Annotated in this window: 10 protein-coding genes; 3 read left to right on the forward strand and 7 right to left on the reverse strand. The window is 71.1% G+C overall.

From position 1 onward, the window contains the following. Positions 1 to 295, reverse strand: a 295-nt coding sequence (locus ASG00_RS16830) for a helix-turn-helix domain-containing protein (RefSeq protein WP_235559128.1), incomplete at its 3' end; no start/stop codon positions are given. 100 nt (positions 296 to 395) lie between these two features. On the opposite strand from ASG00_RS16830, the gene ASG00_RS04025 reads away from it, so the two are divergent. Continuing rightward, complete coding sequence (locus tag ASG00_RS04025) at positions 396 to 1,160, forward strand: SDR family NAD(P)-dependent oxidoreductase (RefSeq protein WP_056207055.1); 765 nt, start codon at positions 396 to 398, stop codon at positions 1,158 to 1,160. A gap of 73 nt (positions 1,161 to 1,233) precedes the next feature. Then, positions 1,234 to 2,070, forward strand: coding sequence for an aldo/keto reductase (locus ASG00_RS04030; RefSeq protein WP_056207057.1), 837 nt, complete (start codon positions 1,234 to 1,236; stop codon positions 2,068 to 2,070). Between the two features lie 109 nt (positions 2,071 to 2,179). Here ASG00_RS04030 and ASG00_RS04035 read toward each other — a convergent pair whose 3' ends face one another. The 3 genes from ASG00_RS04035 to ASG00_RS04045 are packed head-to-tail and all read right to left on the reverse strand — an operon-like array spanning position 2,180 to position 3,406. Beyond that, the gene (locus tag ASG00_RS04035; protein WP_056207059.1) at positions 2,180 to 2,599 is read right to left on the reverse strand and encodes a pilus assembly protein TadG-related protein; all 420 of its coding nucleotides are present in this window, start codon (positions 2,597 to 2,599) and stop codon (positions 2,180 to 2,182) included. Continuing rightward, positions 2,596 to 3,042 (reverse strand): hypothetical protein, encoded by a 447-nt coding sequence (locus ASG00_RS04040; protein ID WP_056207061.1) that lies wholly within the window; start codon positions 3,040 to 3,042, stop codon positions 2,596 to 2,598. The genes ASG00_RS04035 and ASG00_RS04040 overlap by 4 nt, the downstream gene beginning before the upstream one ends. Then, entirely contained in the window at positions 3,017 to 3,406 is a 390-nt protein-coding gene (locus ASG00_RS04045; protein ID WP_327037326.1) for a TadE/TadG family type IV pilus assembly protein, read from the reverse strand. The genes ASG00_RS04040 and ASG00_RS04045 overlap by 26 nt, the downstream gene beginning before the upstream one ends. 258 nt (positions 3,407 to 3,664) lie before the next feature. Between ASG00_RS04045 and ASG00_RS04050 the strand changes: the two genes are divergently transcribed. Then, positions 3,665 to 4,132 (forward strand): DUF2510 domain-containing protein, encoded by a 468-nt coding sequence (locus ASG00_RS04050; protein WP_082483048.1) that lies wholly within the window; start codon positions 3,665 to 3,667, stop codon positions 4,130 to 4,132. Between the two features lie 442 nt (positions 4,133 to 4,574). On the opposite strand, the gene ASG00_RS04055 is transcribed toward ASG00_RS04050, so the two are convergent. The 3 genes from ASG00_RS04055 to ASG00_RS04065 form a co-directional block, all read right to left on the reverse strand. Beyond that, entirely contained in the window at positions 4,575 to 5,237 is a 663-nt protein-coding gene (locus ASG00_RS04055; protein WP_056207064.1) for a hypothetical protein, read from the reverse strand. After that, the gene (locus tag ASG00_RS04060) at positions 5,227 to 5,721 is read right to left on the reverse strand and encodes a hypothetical protein (protein WP_056207066.1); all 495 of its coding nucleotides are present in this window, start codon (positions 5,719 to 5,721) and stop codon (positions 5,227 to 5,229) included. Before ASG00_RS04060 ends, ASG00_RS04055 begins: the two co-directional genes overlap by 11 nt. An 11-nt stretch (positions 5,722 to 5,732) precedes the next feature. Next, a partial coding sequence (locus ASG00_RS04065) for an immunoglobulin domain-containing protein (RefSeq protein ID WP_056207068.1) occupies positions 5,733 to 6,238 on the reverse strand: 506 nt, incomplete at its 5' end.

Consider the following 6,238-nt stretch of genomic DNA (forward strand, 5'->3'; position numbering starts at 1 on the left):
TGCCGCCGGTGCGCTCGGGCGCGGGGTGCCCGGCGAGGCGGAACAGGTGGCCGCGCTCGTCGTCGCTCAGCCGCAGGGCGCGGGCGAGGGCGGTGAGCATCTGCTCCGACGGCTGGGGGCTGCGGCCCTGCTCGAGCCGGTTCAGATAGTCGGTCGACATCGTCGCGAGCTGGGCTACCTCTTCACGACGCAGCCCCGGCGTGCGGCGGCGCGGGCTGCGTGCGAGCCCGACGTCCTCGGGTTGCAGCGCCTCGCGTCGGCGGCGCAGGAAGTCGCCCAGCTGTTCACGGTCCACTCCCCCATGGTCGCCGCGACCCGGCGCGCGAGCAAGGGATCGCCGATCCCCCGATCGACGAGTCCTTCCCGGATGCCGCGCCCCGCCCGACGATCGAGACATGACCGATTCACGAATCATCCTCATCACCGGCGGTTACCGTGGCCTGGGCCGCGCCACCGCCCTCGCCGTCGCGGCCGCCGGCGACGACGTCGTCGTCACCTATCGATCGGGCGCCGGCGACGCGGCATCCGTCGTGTCCGACATCGCGGCGCTCGGGCGGCGCGCGGTGGCGCTGGAGCTCGACACGACCGCGCCCGAGACGTTCGCCGCGTTCGCCGACACCCTGCGCGCCACGCTCTCGGCGACCTGGGGACGCGAGACGTTCGACGGGCTGGTGAACAACGCCGGGTTCGCCGGCAGCACACCGTTCGGCGGCATCGAGCACGAGACGATCGACGCGCTGGTCGCCGTGCATTTCACCGGGGTCGTGCTGCTCACGCAGCAGCTCGAGCCTCTGCTCACCGACGGCGGCCGCATCGTCAACATCTCCAGCGGCCTCACCCGCAATCCCGCCAACTCGGCGTATTCGGTGTACGCCGCGATGAAGACCGCCATCGAGACGTGGACGCTGTATCTCGCGAAGGACCTCGGCCGGCGCGGCATCACCGTCAACACGGTGGCGCCGGGGGCGACCGCGACCGACTTCGCGGGCGGCGGCATCCGTGACGACGAGGGCTACCGCGGCATGATCCTGCCGACGGTGGCGCTCGGCCGCATCGGCGAGCCCGACGACGTCGGCCGGGCGATCGCGACCGTGCTCGACCCGCGCCTGGCGTGGGTCACGGGTCAGCGTATCGAGGCGTCGGGCGGCCAGCGCCTGTGACCTGCGAGGGGGCGGATGCCGCGGCATCCGCCCCCTCGGCCTCGATGTCGCGCCGGGCTCCTAGGCTGGAGGGATGACCGTTCCCTCTGTGACCCTCAACTCCGGTTATGACATCCCCCAGCTCGGCTTCGGCGTGTTCCTCGTGCCGCCGGCCGAGGCCGAGAAGGCGGTGAGCGAGGCCCTCGAGGTGGGCTACCGCCACATCGACACCGCCGCGATCTACAAGAACGAGCAGGGCGTCGGCGCCGCGATCGCGGCAAGCGGCATCCCCCGTGACGAGCTCTTCATCACCACGAAGCTCTGGAACGACCGGCAGGCCGGTGACGAGCCGCTCGCCGCAATCCGCGAGAGCCTCGACAAGCTGCAGCTCGACCACGTCGACCTGTATCTCACGCACTGGCCGACGCCCGAGAAGAACACCTACGTGAACGCGTGGGAGAAGCTCATCGCGATCCGCGATGCGGGGCTGTCTCGCTCGATCGGCGTCTCGAACCACCTGCCCGAGCACCTCGATCGCCTCGTCGCCGCGACCGGCGTGGTGCCGGCGGTCGACCAGATCGAGCTTCACCCGGCCTACCAGCAGCGCGACGTGCTCGCGTGGGCGGCCGACCACGGCACGATCATCGAGTCGTGGGGTCCGCTCGGCCAGGGCAAGTACCCGCTGTTCGAGAACCCGGCCGTCGTCGCGGCGGCCGAGGCGCACGGTGTGAGCCCGGCGCAGGCGGTCATCCGCTGGCACCTGCAGCGCGGCTTCGTGGTCTTCCCGAAGTCGACCCGCAAGGAGCGCATGGTCGAGAACTTCGAGGTGTTCGGTTTCGAGCTGACCGCCGACGAGGTCGCCGCGATCGACGCCCTCGACACGGGTGACGGCTCGGGCCGCGTCGGCACGCATCCGCTCGAGTTCAACTGACCTCGTCTCGATAGGTCACGGCCGGTCGCCTTCGGGCGGCCGGCCGTTGCCGTGTGCACTCGGGGCGTACGTGACCACCCCGCGGCACACGTGATCGCGGCATCCCGGGTCACCGCAGCGCGACGCGGCTCGTGGCGGTCGAGGTGAGATCGACCCCCGCCGGCACGAACGGCGAGAGCAGCACCGACCGCCAGGTCGACGTCACTGTCACCCGCGCTGAGCGACCGTCGTCGGTCACCGCGTCGACGAGCACGGCGTCGGCCCCCGTCGCGGCCAGCGCACGCTCGGCACCCGAGGTGATGTCTTCCCCACGCTGCACGATCACCGCCCCCTCGCCCTCCAACCGGATGTCATACGAGGATGCCGCGGCCACCGCCGCCGCGTCGGCGACACCGTCCAAGCGCTTCTGCGCGAGGAACAGACCCGTCGCCTCCGCGCATACCAGCACCAGGGCGATCGCGAGCATCCCGTAGCCGAGCACGAGCGGGAGGATCGACCCCTCGTCATCGTGTGCGCACCGCGCGGTCATCGTCCCGGCCCCGCCGACACGAGCTGCACCGCCGACGCCTCGATCGGCAGCGCCGCGAGATCCTCCCACCCGAACACGGGCGGCACGAGCGGCAACACCACGCGCGTCTGCACCGTCGCGGTGAGCACGGCACCGGGGGCGGGGCATCCGTCGTCCGCCGGGGCGCAACGGACCCGCACCGAGATATCGGCGGGGTCGATGCCGTAGTCGGCGGCGGTGGTCTGCACCACCCGCGCGATGTGGCCGTCGATATCGCCGTCGGCCACGGCGATCGATCGAGCGAGGTGGCGGGCCGCGGCATCCGCGCCGAACGCATGCGACTGCACGAGCCCGAGGGTCACGACCAGGTAGACCACGGGAACGAGCAGCAGCAGCCCGGCGACGAGGAACTCGATCGATGCCGAGCCGTCGTCGGGCTCAGTCGAAGGATTCGAGCGGCGCATCGCCGGTCACCTCCATCGCCCCGGGGATGCCGACGAGGCCGATCACGGGAAAGGTCGCGCGCACGGTGACCCGCACCGTCGGGAACCCCGCCTCCGCCGACGTCGCCACGCGGATCTCGTCGATCAGCCCGCCACCCACGGCCCGCGTGATGGCATCGCGGGTGCGCGCCTCGCCGTCCCCCGGCGTGGCATCGGCGAGGGCGGCGACGTGTGCTCCTTCGGATGCCGCGTCCTGCACGACGTTGCGGACGTACACCGCCAGCGCGAACTGCAGCACCGCCAGCGTCAGTACCGTGAGGAGGGCCCCGACCATGACGAACTCGGCCGCCGCGGATCCCTCATCGTCACGCCACCGCCTCAGAATCCGGAGACACGGGCGAGCGCGTTCTGGAACAGCTCGGCGAGCGCGGGGCCGGCGAGCGCCCAGATCACCACGACGAGTCCCGCCGTCATGAGCGTGAAGCAGTCCTAGTCCCCCGGCGTTCGACCACGAGGACGGGTGAGAATCGGGACTATTCACGAACGTGAATCAGTCCTACTGCCCCCGTCGCAACGCCCGTACGCAAGCGTCGAGTGTCGGTCTCACCTATGAACTTCACTCGTGCCCGCTATGCTCCGCGCCATGACGACACCGGCAGGTTGGTATCCCGACCCGGAGTTTCCGCAGACGGAGCGCTGGTGGAACGGCGTTGAATGGGCCGACGCGCGACGGGCTTCCCAGCCGACTGGCCGTCGCACTTCCGGGCTGCGCTGGTACTGGTGGCTGGCATTCGCCCTCGCGGGCGCTCTCGCCGCGTTCAGTGTGCTCGGCGTCCTCGGGGGCCACGGCAACAACGCGCCCGTCTCGAGCGGCTATTCGACCAGCGAGGCCGCGTTCCTCTCGTCGATGCGCGAAGCGGTGAACAGCCGGGGCAAGTCGTGGAGTCAGACTTCCGAGCAGGCGATCCTGACGCTCGGATGGGAGGTCTGCGACCTGTCGCAGACTGCGAATGGCGCCGCGGCACTCGCCGCCGCCGCGCCCACCTCGGGCCTGGCCAGCGAGGTCTGGGCAACTCTCATCGCCTCAGCGCAGACTCACCTCTGCCCCTGACCACCCCGCGGCAGGAACATCTCGGGCGGCGCAGCGCCCGGGCCGTGCGCGCGTAGCTCGCGATCGTGGAGGCGTGCGCAGGCGAGCCGGAGCGACGTCGCCCACCCGAGCACCTCGCCGTCTCGAGAGCAGCGATAGCGGGGACCGTCGGCCGTGCGGCGCAGCTCTACCCGCCCGTACACACGCCCGCCAGGGTCGACGAGATCCCACGTCGCCGGAACCTTCTCGACTGCCGCCATGATCGGATGCCACTCGCCCACGGTGAGAGTCTGCGGTCGCCCACCAACACGCGTCGCCGGCGGCCAACGACGACGCGTCGCGTCTCACCGGCGCGGCACTACGCGTCGCGGTGACCAGGTGGACGCGTCGCGGGCGCCGGCCGGCGCGACGGGTACAACGACGAAACGCCCCCACCCGCCCGAGGGCGAGTGGGGGCGAGACGTCATGACATGGTGAACGGGGGCAGCTCGGGGAACGCCGCGACGAACGCGGCGCGCAGTGCGGTCGCTCGAGGGATCGAACCGCCGGCCAGGTCGACGAACAGGTGAGCGCTGCCCGTTCCCGCGCCGGTATAGGACGCGTCGAGTTGCACGGTCCACAGCTCGGCGAACCACTCGAGCTTGTTCGATCGACCGAACAGATAGTCGGGGATCGTCGGATACGCGGCGGTCCACAGGGACGCGAACGGCTCACGATCCGTGAGGGGGACGCGGGTCGAGTCGACGTAGATCCCATACGCCTGGTCGACGTGATGCCCGAACTCGTGCACGACGGCCCAGTCTCCGAGCACGCCGATCCGGTGCGACAGCGCCTCGTAGAGCCCGTTCCAGGCGACGAGACTCCCGAGGCCGCTCACCCGTCCAACCTGCTGTCGTGCGGCGGCTCCCGTCAGGACCGATGAGTAGACCGTCGGCGCGCGCAGCGCCGGCACCATCGCGAGACTGAGCTGCATCGGCGCGAACCGGGCGAGGATCTCCGCGGGGATCAGGCCCAGCTTCGCGTTGATCGCCGCGGACGTGTCGCTCGCGGAGATCCGCTTGCCGCCGATCCCGCCCGCCAGCGACAGCGGCCAGATGCCCGGGTGCGTCGCCGGCTCAGACAGCATCCCGCCACCGCCACCAGAGCTGCACGGTCAGATTCTCCGGTTGCGCCGTCGCGCTCGCGAGCACGCGCGTGACGTCCACCGTGATCCGGCTCTGCGGCACGAGTCGCGGCGTGGCGGTGAAGATCCGCGCGGCGGGTGCCGGGTCGTCCTTCCGCATGTGCCACTGGAACGCGGTCGCGGGAAGGCCGGCCGTCCCCACCGGAACATCGTTGACGTTCACGCGCACGTCCACGGTGTTGTTCGGGAGCGCCTCGGTCACCACGCCGAGAAGCGTGGTCGTCAGCGAGAGCCCGAGCAGCTCAACGAGCGGCCCGAACGTCGGGACGGAGATCGCCGCGACACCAGATCGCACCGAGACGGGGCCGGGGAAGAACCAGCTCGAGCACTGGATCTCGGCGCCCGCCGACGTCGCCCCGCCGGGGATGACGGCAGGGTCGAGCTTGCCCGTCGCGGGGTCGATCGACGGCACGAGAACATCGGACATGGCTCCCCCTCTCAATCCACCACGGACAGCGACGCCGCGGAGGACGTCGCCGAACCGGCGGAGTTGGTGAACACGGCGCGGTATCGGCTGCCGTTCTGCGCGTAGGTCAGCGGCGGCGTCGAGTAGCTCGGGGAGGTCGCGCCCGCGATATCCACCCAGGGGCCGGAACCGCTCGCGGATGATTGCCACTGCACCGTCGGTGCGGGCGTGCCCGATGCAGCCGCCGTGAACGTCGCGACGTCGCCCCAGGCGGACCATACGCTCGCCGGCTGCACCGTGACGACCGGGGCGACGCTGGGCGGCTCGGTCGTCCCGCCCAGCACCAGCACCCCCGGGAAGCTCGGGTGCGGTGACACCGACACGCTGCCGCCCGGCCCGCCGACCTGAAGCTCATCCACCCGCGCGGCGAGATCCTGCCACACCGGGCGCGTCTCGGGCGTCATGTCGATCGAGCGCGGGTCGACGTCGGCGAGAGCGGTGAAGTCCACCGTCCCCTCGGTGCCGATGACCTGCACGT

The organism is Microbacterium sp. Leaf351 (assembly GCF_001423825.1).
Lineage (GTDB): Bacteria > Actinomycetota > Actinomycetes > Actinomycetales > Microbacteriaceae > Microbacterium > Microbacterium ginsengisoli.